Annotated in this window: 15 protein-coding genes; 6 read left to right on the top strand and 9 right to left on the bottom strand. The window is 72.6% G+C overall.

Annotation, left to right across the window (positions count from 1 at the left end; all coding sequences use genetic code 11):
- Nucleotides 1-96 precede the first annotated feature (96 nt).
- Both lpdA and AB0B41_RS27510 read right to left on the bottom strand, forming a co-directional pair.
- Complete coding sequence (gene lpdA / locus AB0B41_RS27515; protein ID WP_358208305.1) at nucleotides 97-1,500, bottom strand: dihydrolipoyl dehydrogenase; 1,404 nt, start codon at nucleotides 1,498-1,500, stop codon at nucleotides 97-99.
- 88 nt (nucleotides 1,501-1,588) lie between these two features.
- A complete protein-coding gene (locus AB0B41_RS27510; protein WP_358208303.1) occupies nucleotides 1,589-2,125 on the bottom strand; it encodes a MarR family transcriptional regulator in 537 nt (178 codons plus the stop codon).
- Nucleotides 2,126-2,216: 91 nt separating this feature from the next.
- Between AB0B41_RS27510 and AB0B41_RS27505 the strand changes: the two genes are divergently transcribed.
- Together AB0B41_RS27505 and AB0B41_RS27500 are read left to right on the top strand one after the other, a co-directional pair.
- Entirely contained in the window at nucleotides 2,217-2,777 is a 561-nt protein-coding gene (locus AB0B41_RS27505; protein WP_358208301.1) for a YceI family protein, read from the top strand.
- 110 nt (nucleotides 2,778-2,887) lie between these two features.
- Complete coding sequence (locus tag AB0B41_RS27500; RefSeq protein WP_358208299.1) at nucleotides 2,888-3,601, top strand: AraC family transcriptional regulator; 714 nt, start codon at nucleotides 2,888-2,890, stop codon at nucleotides 3,599-3,601.
- Nucleotides 3,602-4,018: 417 nt separating this feature from the next.
- Here AB0B41_RS27500 and AB0B41_RS27495 read toward each other — a convergent pair whose 3' ends face one another.
- The 3 genes from AB0B41_RS27495 to AB0B41_RS27485 all read right to left on the bottom strand — a co-directional run bounded on the left by AB0B41_RS27495 (nucleotide 4,019) and on the right by AB0B41_RS27485 (nucleotide 7,384).
- Entirely contained in the window at nucleotides 4,019-4,423 is a 405-nt protein-coding gene (locus AB0B41_RS27495) for a VOC family protein (RefSeq protein ID WP_358208297.1), read from the bottom strand.
- Between the two features lie 121 nt (nucleotides 4,424-4,544).
- Nucleotides 4,545-6,302: a proteasome ATPase gene (arc, locus tag AB0B41_RS27490; RefSeq protein WP_358208352.1), complete on the bottom strand. Its 1,758-nt coding sequence runs from the start codon at nucleotides 6,300-6,302 to the stop codon at nucleotides 4,545-4,547.
- Nucleotides 6,303-6,517: 215 nt separating this feature from the next.
- The gene (locus AB0B41_RS27485) at nucleotides 6,518-7,384 is read right to left on the bottom strand and encodes a tRNA (adenine-N1)-methyltransferase (protein WP_358208350.1); all 867 of its coding nucleotides are present in this window, start codon (nucleotides 7,382-7,384) and stop codon (nucleotides 6,518-6,520) included.
- 275 nt (nucleotides 7,385-7,659) lie between these two features.
- On the opposite strand from AB0B41_RS27485, the gene AB0B41_RS27480 reads away from it, so the two are divergent.
- Together AB0B41_RS27480 and AB0B41_RS27475 are read left to right on the top strand one after the other, a co-directional pair.
- Nucleotides 7,660-8,691, top strand: a complete 1,032-nt coding sequence (locus AB0B41_RS27480; RefSeq protein ID WP_358208348.1) for a PD-(D/E)XK nuclease family protein — start codon at nucleotides 7,660-7,662, stop codon at nucleotides 8,689-8,691.
- Nucleotides 8,688-9,488 carry a thioesterase family protein gene (locus AB0B41_RS27475; RefSeq protein WP_358208295.1) on the top strand — a complete coding sequence of 267 codons (801 nt, stop codon included), beginning with the start codon at nucleotides 8,688-8,690 and terminating at the stop codon, nucleotides 9,486-9,488. Before AB0B41_RS27480 ends, AB0B41_RS27475 begins: the two co-directional genes overlap by 4 nt.
- Nucleotides 9,489-9,554: 66 nt before the next feature.
- Here the strand turns inward: AB0B41_RS27475 and hisG are convergent, their stop codons facing one another.
- The 4 genes from hisG to metH form a co-directional block, all read right to left on the bottom strand.
- Entirely contained in the window at nucleotides 9,555-10,439 is an 885-nt protein-coding gene (gene hisG / locus AB0B41_RS27470; RefSeq protein ID WP_358208346.1) for an ATP phosphoribosyltransferase, read from the bottom strand.
- 69 nt (nucleotides 10,440-10,508) lie between these two features.
- Complete coding sequence (locus tag AB0B41_RS27465; protein WP_037038848.1) at nucleotides 10,509-10,772, bottom strand: phosphoribosyl-ATP diphosphatase; 264 nt, start codon at nucleotides 10,770-10,772, stop codon at nucleotides 10,509-10,511.
- A 219-nt stretch (nucleotides 10,773-10,991) separates the two neighbouring features.
- Complete coding sequence (locus AB0B41_RS27460) at nucleotides 10,992-11,687, bottom strand: HAD family phosphatase (RefSeq protein ID WP_358208293.1); 696 nt, start codon at nucleotides 11,685-11,687, stop codon at nucleotides 10,992-10,994.
- A complete protein-coding gene (gene metH / locus AB0B41_RS27455; protein WP_358208291.1) occupies nucleotides 11,677-15,237 on the bottom strand; it encodes a methionine synthase in 3,561 nt (1,186 codons plus the stop codon). The genes AB0B41_RS27460 and metH overlap by 11 nt, the downstream gene beginning before the upstream one ends.
- Before the next feature lie 76 nt (nucleotides 15,238-15,313).
- Here metH and AB0B41_RS27450 point away from each other — a divergent pair, with 76 nt between their 5' ends.
- A complete protein-coding gene (locus AB0B41_RS27450) occupies nucleotides 15,314-16,210 on the top strand; it encodes a PAC2 family protein (protein WP_358208289.1) in 897 nt (298 codons plus the stop codon).
- 20 nt (nucleotides 16,211-16,230) lie between these two features.
- Entirely contained in the window at nucleotides 16,231-17,349 is a 1,119-nt protein-coding gene (locus AB0B41_RS27445; protein WP_358208287.1) for an MFS transporter, read from the top strand.
- The last annotated feature ends 59 nt before the right edge of the window (nucleotides 17,350-17,408 follow it).

Here is a 17,408-nt window from a genome sequence, read left to right as displayed (position 1 = left end):
AAACACACCCCCCCCCACCCCCACCACCTCTTCGCTGCTCACTCACCCACCCACCCCACACCCCCCAACCACGACAGTGGAGCTGCGGGAAACCGATCAGAAGTTGATCATGTGGCCGGCGAGGCCGTGGATCGCCTCCTGCAGCGCCTCGGACAGCGTCGGGTGGGCGTGCACGTTGCGCGCGAGCTCGGTGGCGGTGAGGTCCCACTTCTGCGCCAGGGTGAGCTCGGGCAGCAGCTCGGTCACCTCCGGGCCGATCAGGTGGCCGCCGAGCAGCTCGCCGTAGGTCTCGTCCGCGATGAGCTTGACGAACCCGCCGGCGTCGGCGAGGCCCTGCGCCTTGCCGTTCGCGGTGAACGGGAACTGGGCGACCTTGACCTTCCAGCCCTTCTCCTCGGCGAGGTCCCGGGCCTGCTTCTCGGTGTAGCCGAAGCTCGCGACCTGGGGCTGGCAGAAGGTCGCCCGCGGCATCATCGTGTAGTCGAGCTCCTGCGTCTCGGCGCCCGCGATCGTCTCCGCGGCCACCACGCCCTGCGCCTCGCCGACGTGGGCGAGCATCAGCTTGGCCGTGACGTCGCCGATCGCGTAGATGTGCGGCACCGACGTGCGCATGACGTCGTCGATCGCGATGGCGCCGCGCTCGGTCAGCTCGACCCCGGTCTTGTCGAGGCCGTAGCCCTCGACCCGCGGCTGGAAGCCGATCGCCTGGACGACCTTGTCGGCCTGCAGGTCCCGGGTGCCCTTGGCGTCGGACACGGTGACGGTGACCTGGTCGCCCGAGTCGTCGATCTTCTCGACCCTGGTGCTGGTCAGGACCTCGACGCCGAGCTTCTTGTACCGCTTGCCGAGCTCCTTCGACACGTCCGCGTCCTCGAGCGGGAGCAGCCGGTCGAGGAACTCGACGATGGTGACCTTCACGCCGTAGTTCGCCAGCACGTAGGCGAACTCGACGCCGATCGCGCCGGCGCCGGCGATGATCACGCTGCCCGGCAGCTCCCGGGTGGTGATCTGCTCCTCGTAGGTGACCACGCGGTCGGACAGCGAGGTGCCCGGCAGCAGCTTGGTGACGGCGCCGGTGGCGATGATGCAGTGGTCGAACTGCACGGTCTCCGAGCCGCCGTCGGACAGCGCGACCTCGATGGTGTTCGGGTCGGTGAAGGTGCCCCGGCCGTCGAACTCCGTGATCTTGTTCTTCTTCATCAGGAAGTGGACGCCCTTGACGCGGCCGTCCGCGACCTGGCGACTGCGGTCGAACGCCGCGCCGTAGTCGAACGAGACGTCCCCGCTGATGCCGAAGGTCTTCTGCTCCTTCGTCACGATGTGCGCGAGCTCGGCGTTGCGCAGCAGCGCCTTCGACGGGATGCAGCCGACGTTCAGGCAGACGCCGCCCCAGTACTTCTCCTCGATGACGGCCACGCTCTTGCCGAGCTGCGCAGCGCGGATCGCTGCCACGTAACCACCGGGACCGGCACCGAGTACGACGACGTCGAAGCGAGACATGCCACCAGCCTAGGACGCCGCGGCCGCGCAGGCCGGGCCCGGCCCCGCCGGACCCGACGGGTGCGATCCGGGGCACACCGGACAGCCGTCACCCGGCCTCCGGACAGGCCTCCCCGCCGGCCTGCTCCGGGGTCGGACAGCCCGCGTCGTCCCCCGCGGGCCAGACGGGCCGGTCGGTCAGGTGGGCGACGAGCGTCTCGCTGACGTCGCGCAGCGCCGCGGCCTGCTCGGGGGTCAGCGCGTCGAACAGCAGCGACCGGACGGTCTCGACGTGCCCGGGGGCGGCGGCCTGCAGCGCGGCCAGCCCGGCGTCCGTCAACCGGGCCCAGGCGCCCCGGCGGTCGGTCTCGCAGGCCGTGCGCTCGACCCAGCCCGCCTCCTCCAGGCGCGCGACCGCGTGGGACAGCCGGCTCCGCGAGGACAGCGACGTGTCGGCGAGCCTGCTCATGCGCAGCGTCCGGTCGGGCGCCTCGGACAGCCGGACCAGGATCTCGTAGTAGCCGTGCGGCATCCGCGCCTCGTTCTGCAGCTGGCGCTCGACGCGCTCGAACAGCAGGCGCTGGGCGGTGAGGAAGGCCCGCCAGGTGCGCTGCTCCTCGTCGTCGAGCCAGCGGGTGTGCGCCACGTCACTTCTCCTATGGTTGAACACTCAACTCAACAGCACTATGGTCGCTCTCAACACCTGAGAGTTCAACCAAATCTTCCTGGAGGTCATGATGACCGCAGCCACCACCCAGATCCCCGGTTACGTCGTGGGCACGTGGGACATCGACCAGGTCCACTCGGACGTCTCCTTCTCCGTGCGCCACATGATGGTCAGCAAGGTCAAGGGTCGCATCGCCCAGTTCGGCGGCACCATCGAGACCGCCGAGCGCTTCGAGGACTCCACGGTCACCGCGACGCTCGACGCCACGTCGATCGACACCAACAACGAGCAGCGCGACGGGCACATCAAGTCCGCCGACTTCTTCGAGACCGAGAAGTACCCGGAGTGGACCTTCGTCTCCACCGGCATCGAGGCGGACGGCTCGGACTACAAGCTCAACGGCGACCTGACCATCAAGGGCGTCACCAAGCCCGTGTCGCTGTACCTGGAGATCGGCGGCTTCGGCCCCGACGCCTACGGCGGCACCCGCGCCGGCTTCACCGCCACGACCACCGTCAACCGCAACGACTTCGGCGTCGACATCTCGCTGCCGATGGACGGCGGCGGCGTGGTCGTCGGCGAGAAGGTCCAGCTGACCCTCGAGATCGAGGCCGTGCTCCGCACCGCCTGATCGACGCGCTCCGCTGCGGAAGGCCCGCCCACCCGTGAGGTGGACGGGCCTCCGGCGTTCTCCGGGCTCACGTGCGGATTCCGTCGGTGCGCGGCGGTAGCGTCGCGGCCGTGAGCTACCGGGAGCTGGCCCCGCCCGCGCCGCTGCGCGGGCTGGTCGAGTGCCTCTGGAGCACGGGGCCCGCGGCACGCACGGGGCCCACCCGCGTGCTGCCCGACGGCTGCATGGACCTGCTGGTCGACGAGGACGGCGGGCTCACGGTCGCCGGGCCGGACACCGCGGCGTTCGTCACGCGCGGCCGGCAGGGCAGGTGGACGGGCGGACTCCGTTTCCACCCCGGCGTGCTGCCGCGCCTGCTCGGGGTGCCGGCCGCGGAGCTGCGCGACACGCGCGTCGCGCTGGCCGACGCCTCCCCCGCCGTCGCACGCCTCGCGGGTCCCGCGGTCCCGTCCGACCCGGACTCGCTGTTCCGGCTGGTCGCCGAGCTGGCCGCGGGCGAGCCGTCGCGGCAGACCGCGCCCTGGAGCCTGCCCGCCCTACGCCGGATCACCGCGCGCCTCGGCGGTGGCGCCACCGTCGGCGCGGTGGCCGAGGAGCTGGGCTGGTCCACCCGCTCGCTCACCCGGCACTGCACGGCCGTCTACGGCTACGGCCCCGCAGTCCTGCGCCGGGTGCTCCGCTTCCGCGCGGCGGCCACCCTGCTGCACGCGGGCGTCGCTCCCGCGGAGGTCGCGGCCCGCACCGGCTACGCCGACCAGCCCCACCTCTCCCGCGAGGTCCGCGCCCTCGCCGGCGTTCCCGCCACCGCCCTCCACCCGACCTGATCCTCGGCACGCACCTCCGCCGATCACGGTGCCCGTGCAGCGACGGCGGCCACGAGCGTCTGCGGGCGATCGCTGAGACGCCGGCAGGTGCGCCGACAGACCGCCGTTCCAGTGCGCTCAGGGCTGCCCGAGCGACCGTGAGTGCACGCACTCGGCGATCACGGCGAGCAGGTGCTCCGGCCGATCGCCGTTCCTGTGCGGTCAGGGCGGAACGCGCAACCGTCCGTGCAGGCTTTCGCGGATCGGGTTGAGGCACTCGGACGCGCTGCGGCTGATCGCCACTTCCACGCGCTCACCGCTGCTCAGCGGGCCCCGAGTGCACGCGCTCGGCGATGATGGCCGGTCCGATCTTGATCATCAGGAGCTGAGGCTCGATCTCCTCGCGGAACCGACCGTCAGCTCCTGCTGATCACCCGCTCAGGTCGTGGGCAGGGCGGCGAAGAGGTCGACGTGGGTGCCGTCGGGGTCCCGGACGGTGGCGTAGCGCTGGCCCCAGAAGGCGTCGAAGGGCTCCCGCTCGGAGGGGGCGCCGGCGGAGACGAGGGCGGCGTGGGCGGCGTCGACGTCCGCGGGTGTGGCGAAGCCGAAGGCGAGGGCGAGCCGGCCCTCCCCCGTCGGTGGCGTGAAGTCCGGGGTGAAGCTCGCGATGGTCGCCTCGGTGTCGAAGGCGAGGCGGTTCCCGCCCGGCAGCGGCACCTCGACGTGCGGCTGGTCCTCCGCCCCGTCGGGCACCTCCAGGCCGAGCGCCCGGTAGAAGGCCAGCGCCTTCGCGAGGTCGGCGGTCACGATCTCGATGACGGTGGTGGTCGGTCGCGGTCCCATGCCCGCCACGCTACGAACCCTGCCCACCTGCCGTCGTGAACGAATCGGCCAGGCTCCGGGCCCGGAGAACGGCGGAGGCCCCGCCCGGCGGACCGGGCGGGGCCTCTTCCGTGCTGCGCGGCTACAGGTACTGGCCGGTGTTCGACGCGGTGTCGATCGCGCGGCCGCTGGCCTCGTTCTTGCCGGTGACCAGCGTGCGGATGTAGACGATCCGCTCGCCCTTCTTGCCCGAGATGCGGGCCCAGTCGTCCGGGTTGGTGGTGTTGGGCAGGTCCTCGTTCTCGGCGAACTCGTCGACGATCGCGGACAGCAGGTGCGCGACCCGCAGGCCGGGCTGTCCGGTCTCGAGGACCGACTTGATCGCGGACTTCTTCGCCCGGTCGACGATGTTCTGGATCATCGCGCCCGAGTTGAAGTCCTTGAAGTACAGGGTCTCCTTGTCACCGTTGGCGTAGGTGACCTCGAGGAACCTGTTCTCCTCCGACTCGTCGTACATCCGCTCCACGACGCGCTGGATCATCCCGTCGACGCACGCCTTGCGGTTGCCGGCGAACTCCGCGAGGTCGTCCTCGTGGACCGGCAGCGTGTCGGTGATGTACTTCGAGAAGATGTCCTGCGCCGCCTCGGCGTCGGGCCGCTCGATCTTGATCTTCACGTCCAGGCGGCCGGGCCGCAGGATCGCGGGGTCGATCATGTCCTCGCGGTTCGACGCGCCGATGACGATGACGTTCTCGAGGCCCTCGACACCGTCGATCTCGGCCAGCAGCTGCGGCACGATCGTGGTCTCGACGTCCGACGACACACCCGAGCCACGCGTGCGGAAGATCGAGTCCATCTCGTCGAAGAACACGATCACCGGGGTGCCGGCCGAGGCCTTCTCCCGCGCCCGCTGGAAGATCAGCCGGATGTGCCGCTCGGTCTCACCGACGAACTTGTTGAGCAGCTCCGGGCCCTTGATGTTGAGGAAGAACGCCCGGCCCTCGTTGGGGTCGTCGCCGCGCTGGGCCGCGATCTTCTTGGCCAGCGAGTTGGCGACGGCCTTCGCGATGAGCGTCTTGCCGCAGCCGGGAGGGCCGTAGAGCAGCACGCCCTTGGGCGGGCGCAGCTCGTACTCGGTGAACAGCTCGGCGTGCAGGAACGGGAGCTCGACCGCGTCCCGGATCTGCTCGATCTGCCGGAACAGACCACCGATGTCCTCGTAGCCGACGTCCGGGACCTCCTCCAGCACGAGGTCCTCGACCTCGGCCTTCGGGACCCGCTCGTAGGCGTAGCCCGCCTTGGTGTCGACCAGCAGCGAGTCGCCCGGCTTGAGGGCCACGAAGTCCGGGGAGGACTCGTCGAACAACGGGGCGGCGAGCCACACGACCCGCTCCTCGTCCGCGTGCCCGACCACCAGGGCCCGGCCGGCGAGGCTGTCGGTCGGCTCGGCGAGGACCTCGCGGAGACCACAGACCTCGCCGATCTTCTCCCAGTCGCCGGCCTCGACGACCGTGAGCGCCTCGTTCAGCCGCACGGACTGGCCGCTGCGCAGGGTGTCGAGCTCCACCGCCGGGGAGACCGCGACGCGCATGCGCCGCCCTGAGGTGAAGACGTCGACGGTGTTGTCCTCGTAGGCCGTGAGGTACACGCCGTAGCCACTCGGGGGCTGGGCCAGGCGGTCGACCTCCTCGCGGAGGGCGACGAGCTGGCTGCGCGCCTCCTTGAGGGTCTCGGTGAGCTTCTCGTTGCGCGCGCTGAGCTGGGAGAGCCTGCTGGCGGACTCGGCGAGCCGCTGCTCGAGCAACCGCGCGTGCCGGGGGGATTCGGTCAGCTTGCGCCGCAGCATTGCGACTTCTTCTTCGAGGTAGCGGATCTGGGCCGCCGCCTCCGCCGGGGACAGGGCCCCGCCGTCGCCTGGCTGGTGAGTGCCGGGACCGTCGTCGTAGGGGTTCACGGCATCCTCCCTCCGTGTTCCGTTTCCATACGGTACCCGTAGACGTCGCCCACGGCGGTGAGGCGATCTGGTGATCCGTCACTCACGCGGACGGCACCTTGACGCCATCGGACTGTCTGGTTCCCGTAATCGAGTGGTTCACACAGCTCGACCGAACGCCCTCAGCGACTGGTCGGTCTGCGCTGGGGGCGGGGCGGGACCACGCCCTCGGCCAGCCGGCGGGCGGTCACCAGGAACGCAGTGTGACCGATCATGCGGTGCTCGGGACGGACGGCGAGGCCGACCACGTGCCACGGCCTGATCAGCGATTCCCACGCCTGGGGCTCGGTCCAGCACTGCATCTCGCGGAGCTTCTCGACGAGCGTCGACAGCTGCGTGGTGGTCGCGACATAACCCACGAGGACGCCGCCCGGGATCAGGGCGTCACGCACCGTCTCGAGGCACTCCCAGGGCGCGAGCATGTCCAGGATCGCGCGGTCGACGGGCTCGGCGCGCCCGTCGTGGGTGGAGAGATCACCGAGGCGCAAGGTCCAGTTGGGTGGCGTGTCGCCGAAGAACCGTCGCACATTGCGTTCGGCGTGTTCGGCGTGGTCGGGGCGGATCTCGTACGAGACCACCGAACCGGTGGGGCCGACGGCCTGGACGAGCGAACAGGTCAGCGCGCCCGACCCGGCGCCGGCCTCCAGCACGCGCGCGCCCGGGAAGATGTCGCCCCACACGAGGATCTGCGCCGCGTCCTTCGGGTAGATCACGGCGGCGCCGCGCGGCATCGACAGCACGTAGTCGGCGAGCAGCGGCCGGAGCGCGAGGTAGGGCGTGTTCGCCGCGGAGTGGACGACGGAGCCCTCGGGCTTCCCGATCAGGTCGTCGTGGGCGAGGGCACCGCGGTGGGTGTGGTAGCTGCCGCCCGCCTCCAGCACGACGGTGTACTTCCGGCCCTTGGGGTCGGTGAGCTGCACCCGGTCCCCCTCGCGGAAGGGGCCGCCGCGGGCGCGGAACCCGGCCGGCTCCCCGGCACCGAGCGCGATCCCGGCGTCGACGGGCTCCTCGCGGGCCGCCCCGTCGGCCCCGTCGGCCCCGTCGGCCCCGTCAGCCCCGTCAGCAGGGTCGGCGGGGTCCTGCGCGCCGAGGTCGGCCACGGGGTCGGTGCGGAGATCGGAGTCGGGCACGGGGCGCAACGCTACTTCCCCGGCTCCCGGCCCCTCCGCGCGGCGCCGCGTTCCCCGTCCGTCCACTCGTCCGCGCCCACCCGGGACTGTCGGTGGGCTCGCCTAGCCTGACGGGCGTGAGCGAGCAGGCGGAGATCCCCGCGACCGTCCCGGGCGCGGAAACGGTGGAGGAGGCGGCCGAGGAGCGCCGCCGCCCGGCCCTGTCGCCGTCGCGCGCCGCGGACTTCAAGCAGTGCCCGCTGCTCTACCGCTTCCGCGCCGTCGACCGCCTGCCCGAGGCGCCGAGCGCGGCGGCCCTGCGCGGCACCCTCGTGCACGCGGTGCTGGAGCGGCTGTTCGACCTGCCGGCCGCCGAGCGGGTGCCGGCGCGGGCGAAGGCGCTGGTCGCCGTGGTGTGGGCGGAGATCGCCGAGGAGGCACCGGAGCTCGTGGCCGCCGTGCTCGCGGAGCTGCGGGAGCGCCGGACGGCCGCCACCCCGGGACCCGAGCAGGCGGACGGACACGCGGAGCCCGAACAGCCCGAGCAGCCCGCCGACCTCCTCCCTGGCTGGCTCGCCTCGGCGGAGGCGCTGCTCGACACCTACTTCGCCCTGGAGGACCCGCGCTCCTTCGAGCCGCAGTCCCGGGAGCTGCTCGTGGAGACGGAGCTGAGCTCGGGCGTGCCGCTGCGCGGCTACCTCGATCGGCTCGACGTCGACGCCGAGGGCGGGCTCCGGATCGTCGACTACAAGACGGGTGCGGCGCCGCGGGAGGCGTCGGAGGCGCGGGCGCTGTTCCAGATGAAGTTCTACGCGCTCGCCCTGCTCGAGCTGCGCGGCACGGTGCCCGAGCAGCTGCGGCTGGTCTACCTCGGCGAGGGCGGCGAGGAGCTGACGTACCGCCCGGAGGCCGGGGAGCTGCGGCGCTTCCAGCGGATCCTGGAGGCGATCTGGGCCGCGATCCGGGAGGCGGACCGCACCGGGGACTTCCGCCCGCGGCGCGGCCGGGGCTGCGACTGGTGCGCCCACCGCGCCCTGTGCCCCGCCTGGGACGGCACGCCGCCGCCCTACCCGGGCTGGCCGGAGCTGCGCGCCGCGGCCACGACCTCGCCCGGCACAGCACCCGACACCGTGTCCGGCCCCGCACACGGGGACGCACACGGAGGCGGGGCATCATCGGCCGCGTGAGCGAGGAGCCCTTCTACCGAATCGTCGACGAGAGCGCGGGCCGCTACCACGCGACCATGTCGACCGCCGGCCCGTGGTTCGCCGACGCCCAGCACCTCGGGCCGCCGTCGGCGCTGCTGGTCCGCGCCTTCGAGCGCTGCGCCCCGAGCCGGACCGACGCTCCCCCGCTGCAGCTCTCCCGCTACACCATCGAGATCCTCGGCGTGGTTCCCGTCGGCGATCTCGAGGTGCGCACGTGGGTCGAGCGCCCGGGGCGGACGATCGAGATGCTGGCCGCCGAGATGACCGCGGGCGGCCGCGCCGTGCTGCGGGCCCGCGCCTGGCGGCTGGCGATCACGGACACCGCCGACGCCGCGGTCGGTGCGGCCGCGCCGCTGCCCGCTCCCGAGGTGGCCTCGCCGCAGGGCGAACGGCCGCACGGCTGGCTGCCCGGCTACCTCGACGCCGTCGAGTGGCGCTGGCTCGACGGGCAGTGGGACGACCTCGGTCCGGGCCGCGCGTGGGGCCGGCTGCGGGTGCCCGTGGTGGAGGGCGAGGAGCCCACGCCGCTGCAGTCCCTCGCGGCGGTCGCCGACTCCGCCAACGGCGTGGCCGCGTCGCTGCCCATGAAGGACTGGCTGTTCGTGAACACCGAGCTCAGCGTGCACCTGCACCGCCCGCCGACCGGCGTGTGGATGGGGATCGACGCCACCACCGCGATCGGGCCGACGGGCACCGGCACCGTCACCGCGACGCTGTTCGACCTCGACGGGCACGCGGCACACATCGCGCAGGAACTGACCGTCCGGCGCCGCTGACCCCGCCGGAGAACGCGAGGGTCCCGGCGGCAGGAGCCGCCGGGACCGTCGTGCACGACCGGTCGGTCAGTACTGCCCGCCGTCGACGGCGCGGCAGGAGCGGATCTCCGAGGTCAGGATGGCCTTGGCGCCGAGCGCCGCGAGCTCGTCCATGACCCGGTTCGACTGCTGCTTGCGCACCATCGACCGCACGGCCACCCAGTCCGGGTCGGCGAGCGGGGCGATGGTCGGCGCCTGCAGGCCGGGGGTGATCTCCTTGGCCGCGTCGAGCTTCGTCTTGGGGCAGTCGTAGTCGAGCATCAGGTACTGCCGGGCGTAGACGACGCCGCGGATCCGCTCGGCGAAGACGCGCTTGAGGGCCTTGATCTCCTCGGGCTCGACGCGGTCCATCCGCGGCTCGCGCTCGATCAGCATGGCCTCGGACTCGGCGATCGGGTCGCCGATGACCTTGAGCCCGTGCTGGCGCAGCGTGCGGCCGGAGGACACCACGTCGGCGATCGCGTCGGCCAGGCCGAGCTGCACGGAGATCTCCACCGCGCCGTCGAGCTTGATGATCGTGGCGCCGATCCGCTTGCCGGACAGGTGCGAGCGAACCAGCCGCGGGTACGACGTCGCGATCGTGCGGCCGTCGAGGTCCTCGAGCTTCCAATCCTTGTCCTCGGGTGCGGCGAACCGGAACTTCGACGCGCCGAAGCCCAGCCTGAGGACCTCCTGGGTCTGGCTCCCGGACTCCTCCATGAGGTCGTGGCCGGTGATGCCGAGGTGCAGGTCGCCGGAGCCGACGTAGGTCGCGATGTCCTTCGGCCGCAGGTAGAAGAACTCGATGCCGTTCTCCTCGTCGACCATCGACAGGTCGCGCGAGTCGGTGCGCTGCCGGTAGCCGGCCTCGCGCATCATCGTCGCGGCGGGCTCGGCGAGCGTGCCCTTGTTCGGGAGAGCGACGCGGAGCATGGGTGTGGCTTCCTTCGAGTCGGAGCGGCGGGCGCCGGACGGGGTGGGGTCGGTCGTCACGGTCGGCTCCTACAGGTACTTGTAGACGTCCTGCAGGCTCAGCCCGCGCCCGAGCATGATCACCTGGGCGCGGTAGAGCAGCTGGGAGATCTCCTCGGCCAGGGCGGCGTCGTCCTCGTGCTCGGCGGCGATCCAGACCTCGCCGGCCTCTTCGAGGAGCTTCTTGCCCTGCGCATGGACGCCGGCGTCGAGCGCCTCGACGGTGGCCGACCCGGCGGGCCGGGTGGCGGCCTTCTCGCGGAGCTCCTCGAAGAGCTCGTCGAATGTCTTCACGTCCCTGCCGATCCCTCTCCAGCCGACTCCTGCGCACCCAGTGTCGGGGGCGCTCCGCGCGGTCACGAACCGGATCGACCGCGGTGAGGCCGCCGGACCACGGGATGCGCCGGGCGGCGACGCCTCCGGGCCGATCACCCGGACGGAGGCGCCGCTCGTCGCGCGTCCGGCACGCCCGACGGTACCCCCCGGACCAGGGCACCGGCCCGGCCGGGCGGATCAGGCGGCCTGACGCTCCCGCACCTCGCGGTGGGCCGCGGCCAGGTCCGCGGCGGTGATCCCCTCCAGGGTGGGCCGCACGACCCGGCCCGGGCCGGGCGGGATCGGCACCTCGCAGGGGACGGCGAGCACCGCGGCCCCGGAGGCCTCGGCCGCCGCGATCCCGGTCGGCGAGTCCTCCACGGCCACGCAGTCCTCCACCGCGAGCCCCAGCAGCGCGGCCGCGCGCAGGTACGGGTCCGGCGCGGGCTTGCCCCGGGGGACCTCGTCCCCGCACACCGTGACGTCGAAGTGCTCCGCCCCGATCCCGGCCAGCGCCTTGTCGGTGAGGTAGCGGCCGGTGTTGGTGACCAGGGCCGTGGCGAAGCCGGCCCCGCGGACCGTCCGCAGCGCGGTGAACGCCCCGGGCCGCCACGGCAGCCCGCCCTCGAACAGCTCCGCGGTCCGGTCGACGAGCATGCGGGCGGCCTGCTCGCCCAGCTCCGGCGTCTGCACCACGCCCGCCTCGCGGAACACGATCGCGAGGCTGCTGCGGAGGTTGCCGCCGAGGGTCTCCCGGCGCGCCTCCGACGAGAGGTCGGTGCCGCCGAGCCAGCGCAGCACCTCGACGAGCGAGCGGTCCCACACCTTCTCGGAGTCGATCAGCGTGCCGTCCATGTCGAACAGGACGGCACGGGGACCAGGCTCAGCCCGCATTGAAGTACTTCGCCTCCGGGTGGTGCGCGACCAGCGCGTCGGTCGACTGCTCGGGGTGCAGCTGCAGCTCCTCGGACAGTTCCACGCCGATCCGGCCCGGCTCCAGCAGCCCGACGATCTTCGCACGGTCCTCGAGGTTCGGGCAGGCGCCGTAGCCCAGCGAGTACCGCGCGCCGCGGTAGCCCAACGAGAAGAACTCGGTGACGTCCTCCGGGTCCTCCTCGGCGACGGAGCGGCCGGTGGACCAGGTGAGCTCCTCGCGGATCCGCTTGTGCCAGTACTCGGCCAGCGCCTCCGTGAGCTGCACGCCCAGCCCGTGGACCTCCAGGTAGTCCCGGTAGGCGTCCTTGGCGAACAGCTCGTTGGCGTAGTCCGCGATGGCTTGTCCCATGGTGACCAGGTGCAGCGGCAGGACGTCGATCTCCCCGCGCTCGATCGCGACCTCGCGCGGGCGCCAGAAGTCCGCCAGGCACAGGTGCCGGTCGCGGCGCTGCCGCGGGAAGGCGAACCGGTACCGCTCGGGACCGTCCGCCCGCGGCTCGGTGAGCACCAGCAGCGAGTCCTTCTCGGCGACGGCCGGGAAGTAGCCGTAGACCAGCGAGGCGTGGGCGAGCACCCCCTCGGCGGTGAGCCGCTCCAGCCAGTACCGCAGCCGCGGCCGGCCCTCGGTCTCGACGAGCTCCTCGTACGAGGGGCCCGTGCTGCCCTTGGCCCCGCGCAGGCCCCACTGGCCCAGGAACAGCGCTCGCTCGTCGATCATCCCGCTGTACTCGGCCAGCGCGACGCCCTTGACCACCCGGGTGCCCCAGAACGGCGGCGTGGGCACCGGGTTGTCCAGCGCCACGTCCGACCGCTCGGGCAGCGGGCCCGCGGTCTCGGCCTCGGCGGCGCGGCGCTTCGCGGCGATCCGCTTCGACCGCTCGTGCCGCTCCTTGCGCTCGGCGGCCTTGCGCTCCTCCTCCGGGTCGACGGCCGGTGCCAGGCCGCGCTTGCGGGCCATCGTGGCGTCCATCAGCCGCAGGCCCTCGAAGGCGTCACGGGCGTAGGAGACCCGGCCGTCGTAGACCTCGGACAGGTCGTTCTCCACGTAGGAGCGGGTCAGCGCGGCGCCGCCGAGCAGCACGGGCAGGGAGTTCCCGCGGGAGTTCATCTCCTGCAGGTTCTCCTTCATCACCACCGTGGACTTGACCAGCAGCCCGGACATCCCGACGGCGTCGGCCCGGTTCTCCTCGGCGGCCTGCAGGATCGTGGCGATGGGCTGCTTGATGCCCAGGTTGACCACCGTGTAGCCGTTGTTGCTCAGGATGATGTCGACGAGGTTCTTGCCGATGTCGTGGACGTCGCCCTTGACCGTGGCCAGGACGATCGTGCCCTTGCCGTCGTCGTCCGTCTTCTCCATGTGCGGCTCGAGGTGGGCCACGGCGGTCTTCATGACCTCGGCGGAGGCGAGCACGAACGGCAGCTGCATCTGCCCGGAGCCGAACAGCTCGCCGACGGTCTTCATGCCGGCCAGCAGCGTGTCGTTGACGATCTCCAGCGGCGGCCGGGACTGCATCGCCTCGTCGAGGTCGGCCTCCAGCCCGTTGCGCTCGCCATCGACGATGCGCCGCTCCAGCCGCTCGAACAGCGGCAGCCCGGCCAGCTCCTCGGCCCGCCCGGCCCTGGCCGACGAGGCGGTGACGCCCTCGAAGAGCTCCATGAAGCGGTTGAGCGGGTCGTACCCCTCCCGCCGCCGGTCGTAGACCAGGTCGAGCGCGACGGAGCGCTGCTCGTCCGGGATCTTGGACATCGGCAGGATCTTGGCCGCGGACACGATCGCGGTGTCCAGCCCGGCGTTCACGGCCTCGTTGAGGAAGACCGAGTTGAGCACCTGGCGGGCCGCGGCGTTGAGCCCGAAGGACACGTTCGACACGCCGAGGGTGGTCTGCACGTCCGGGAAGCGGCGCTTGATCTCGCGAATCGCCTCGATGGTCTCGAGGGCGTCCCGGCGGACCTCCTCCTGCCCCGTGGTGATCGGGAAGGTCAGCGTGTCCACGACGATGTCGGAGACCCGCATGCCGTGGTTCGTGGTGAGGTCGGTGATGAGCCGGTCGGCCACGCGGACCTTCCAGTCCCGGGTCCGGGCCTGGCCCTCCTCGTCGATGCACAGCGCGACCACCGCGCAGCCGTGCTCGCGGACCAGCTCCATCGTGCGCTGGAAACGCGAGCCGGGGCCGTCGCCGTCCTCGTAGTTCACCGAGTTGACGATCGAGCGGCCGCCGAGCAGCTCCAGCCCGGCCCGCAGCACCTCGGGCTCGGTCGAGTCGAGCATCACCGGCAGGGTCGACGCCGTGGCCAGCCGGGAGGCCAGCTCGGTCATGTCCGCGGCGCCGTCCCGCCCGACGTAGTCGATGCAGAGGTCGATCATGTGGGCGCCCTCGCGGGTCTGCTCGCGGGCGATCGCGACGCAGTCCTCCCAGCGCTCCTCGAGCATCGCCTCGCGGAACTTCTTGGACCCGTTGGCGTTGGTCCGCTCCCCCACCATCAGCACTGAGGTGTCCTGGCGGAACGGCACCGGGGCGTAGAGCGACGACACGCCCGGCTCGGGGCGCGGCTTCCGGGCGGCCGGGGTGACCTGCGCGACGGCGTCGGCGACGGCGCGCACGTGCGCGGGCGTGGTGCCGCAGCAGCCGCCGACGAGTCGCAGCCCGTAGTCGCGGACGAACGTGGAGAGCGCCTCGGCCAGCTCGTCGGCGGACAGCGGGTACTCGGCGCCGTTCGGGCCGAGGACCGGCAGGCCGGCGTTGGGCATCACGGACAGCGGGACGCGGGCTTGCTTGGACAGCGTGCGCAGGTGCTCGCTCATCTCGGCGGGGCCGGTGGCGCAGTTCAGGCCGATGAGGTCGATGCCCAGCGGCTCGAGCGCGGTGAGCGCGGCGCCGATCTCGGAGCCCAGCAGCATGGTGCCGGTGGTCTCGACGGTGACGCTGGTGATGATCGGGATGCGCCGGCCCTCGGCCGCCATCGCGCGCTGCACGCCGTGCACCGCCGCCTTGACCTGCAGCAGGTCCTGGCAGGTCTCGATGAGGAACGCGTCCGCCCCGCCGGCGAGCAGGCCGCGGCCGGTCTCGGTGTAGGCGTCCCGCAGCCGGGCGAACGTCTCGTGGCCCAGCGTGGGCAGCTTGGTGCCGGGACCGATCGAGCCCAGCACGTAGCGCTCGCCGCCCACCTTGTCCGCGGCCTCCCGGGCGAGCCGGGCGCCCCGCTCCGACAGCTCGCGGATCCGGTCCGCGATGCCGTAGTCGGCGAGGTTCGGCAGGTTGGCGCCGAAGGTGTTCGTCTCGACGGCGTCGGCCCCGGCCTCGAAGTAGGCGCGGTGGATGCCCCGCACGACGTCCGGCCGGGTCGCGTTGAGGATCTCGTTGCAGCCCTCGAGCCCCGCGAAGTCGTCGAGGGTGAGGTCCACACCTTGGAGCATGGTGCCCATCGCACCGTCGGCGATCACCACGCGCTGGTCCAGCGTCCCCAGGAGCGTGGTGTCGTAGCTGTGATCTGACGCGGCTGCGTTCACGGCTGACACCCCCTCAGGCTACCGGCGTCGCCCACCGGGCCCTTCGTGTTACCCGTGCGCGCCGTAGGGTGGACGGATGAGCGAGCGAGAGCAGCGGGCGGGGGTGCCCTCGGATCTCCCGGATCTGGTCGACCCGGTCATGATCACGGCGTTCGAGGGTTGGAACGACGCCGGTGAGGCCGCCAGCTCCGCGCTGGAGCATCTCGAGCTGAGCTGGGACGCCGAGCCGCTCGGCTCGATCGACCCCGAGGACTACTACGACTTCCAGGTCACGCGGCCGCTGGTCCGGCTCGCGGGCGGCGTCACGCGGCGCATCGAGTGGCAGACCACCCGGCTCTCCACGGCCAAGCTCCCGGGCAGCGGCCGGCACGTCGTCCTCGTCAACGGGATCGAGCCGAACCTGCGCTGGCGCTCGTTCTGCGCCGAGCTGCTCGAGTACGTCGACCGGCTCGGGGTGACGAAGGTCATCAACCTCGGCGCCATGCTCACCGACGTCCCGCACACCCGGCCCACCCCGGTCCGCGGGACCGGATACGACACCGCGTCGGCCACGAAGATGGGCGTCGAGCCGTCGACCTACCAGGGCCCGACCGGCATCGTCGGGGTCTTCCACAGCCTCTGCATCGAGGCCGGCGTGCCCGCGCTCTCGTACTGGGCCGAGGTGCCGCACTACGTCTCGCAGGCCCGGGTGCCCAAGGCCGCGATCGCGCTGTTGCTGCGCGTGGAGGAGGCGCTCGACGTCGAGGTCCCGCTGGGCGGGCTGCCCGAGCAGGCCGAGGAGTGGGAGCGCACGGTCAACGAGATGGCCGACGCGGACGACGAGGTGCGCGAGTACGTGCGCCAGCTCGAGCAGCAGGCCACCGAGGACGAGGAGGAGAAGCCGGTCGACCTGGCCGAGGCCAGCGGCGACGAGATCGCGGCCGACTTCGAGCGCTACCTGCGCCGGCGCGGCGGCCCCGGCGGCGGGAGCTGACCGAGGGGGCGCCGCGCGGCGTGTCGCTCCGGCGGACCGGGCTCTACCTCGGCGGCTTCCTCGGGCCGTTCGGGGGCGGGGTCACCACGGCCATGCTGCCCGAGCTGGGGACGAGCTACGGCGTGTCCCCGGGCACGGCCTCGGCCTCGCTCACGGCGTTCCTCCTGCCCTTCGCCGCGGCCATGCTGGTCTCCGGCACGCTCGGCGAGCGCTGGGGCCGCAGCCGCACGGTCCGCGCCGCGTACGTCCTCTACACGCTCTCCTCGCTGGCCTGCGTGGTCGCGCCGACCTGGACGCTGTTCCTGGGCGCGCGGGCGCTGCAGGGGGTGGCCAACGCCTTCACCACCCCGCTGCTGATGGCCGCGCTGGCCGCGTCCGTCGCGCCGGAGGCCCTCGGCCGGGCGCTCGGCTGGTACGGCTCGCTGCAGGCCGCGGGCCAGACGTCGGCGCCGCTGGTCGGCGGGCTCGCGGCCGAGGTGGACTGGCACTACGCCTTCTACGGCGTCGCCGCCGTGTCGCTGGTCCTCGCCCTGGTCGGCATCCCCGCCGACGAGCGTGGCGTCGTCCGGGCGCGGGTGCCGCTGCGCAGCGCCTGGACCCCGGGCGTGCTGCGGCTCGGACTGATCGCCGCCCTGGGCTGGGGCTGCCTGGCGAGCCTCGGCTTCCTGGTCGCCCTCCGCCTGGTCGACGTCTTCACCCTCGACGCCGGCCCGCGCGGGCTCGCCCTCACCGGCCTCGGCGCGATGGGGATCGTCACGGCGCGACTGGTGGGCTCGGGCGTCGACCGCGTCGGCGCGCGGCGGTGCGTGCTGGCCGGCGCGATCTCCGGCGGAGCGCTGCTCGCCGGTGTCGGGCTCGCCCAGGTGTTGTGGCTGCTCGTGGCGTGCTGGGCGCTCGCCGGGATCTCCAGCCAGCTCATCCTCGTGGGGGTGAACGCGCTGGTCCTGAGCCGGGAGGGCGGCAACCGCGGCGGGGCGGTGTCGGTGGTGCAGTCCATCCGCTTCTTCGGCTCGGCCGCCTCCCCCGCGGCGCTGCCGCCGATCTACCACGCCGACCCGCTGGCGGGGTTCCTCGTCCCCGCAGGCGTCCTGGCGCTCGTCACCCCGCTGGCCCTCCCGCGCCCCCGAACCCCCCTGTGAGTGGGGGGGGGTGGGGCAGCGGGAAAAGCCACCCCCACCGCGCCGGTGGGGTGGCGGGC

This window comes from Pseudonocardia sp. NPDC049154 (assembly GCF_040648315.1).
In the GTDB taxonomy this organism is placed as follows: Bacteria; Actinomycetota; Actinomycetes; order Mycobacteriales; family Pseudonocardiaceae; genus Pseudonocardia.
The sequence above is the reverse complement of the archived record's forward strand: the minus strand, read 5'-3'. Positions and strand labels throughout refer to the sequence as shown.